This window comes from Marinobacter sp. C7, assembly GCF_022343555.1.
Taxonomy (GTDB): domain Bacteria; phylum Pseudomonadota; class Gammaproteobacteria; order Pseudomonadales; family Oleiphilaceae; genus Marinobacter.
In genome coordinates, this window is sequence record NZ_JAKQZH010000108.1 from 1 (window position 1) to 501 (window position 501).

The window sequence follows — 501 nt, forward strand, 5'->3', positions numbered from 1 at the left end:
CGGGAAACTTTTTTAAGAAAGGTGTGTTTCACACATGGCACGTAAGCCACTTATCGCTGGTAACTGGAAGATGAACCTGGATCACCAGCAGGCAATCGGCACTGTTCAGAAGCTTGCATTCGCCCTTCCAAAGGAATACTTCGAGAAGGTTGACGTTGCAGTCACCGTTCCTTTCACTGACATCCGCTCCGTCCAGACTCTCGTTGAGGGCGACAAGCTTGAGGTCACTTTCGGTGCTCAGGACGTCTCCCAGCACGAGTCCGGTGCGTACACCGGTGAAGTTTCTGCAAGCATGCTGGCAAAGTTGAACTGCTCTTGGGTTGTCGTTGGACACTCCGAGCGCCGCGAGTACCACAACGAGTCTGATGAGTTGGTTGCTGCGAAGGCAAAGGCAGCTCTGTCCAACGGCATCAGCCCGATCGTCTGCGTTGGTGAGCCACTGGAAATCCGTGAAGCTGGCACCCACGTTGAGTACGTCGTCGAGCAGACCCGTAAGTCCCT

1 protein-coding gene is annotated in these 501 nt (G+C 54.5%); it reads left to right on the top strand.

From position 1 onward, the window contains the following. Positions 1-34 precede the first annotated feature (34 nt). On the top strand, positions 35-501 hold a 467-nt coding region (locus MD273_RS19390), incomplete at its 3' end, for a triose-phosphate isomerase (protein ID WP_239039314.1).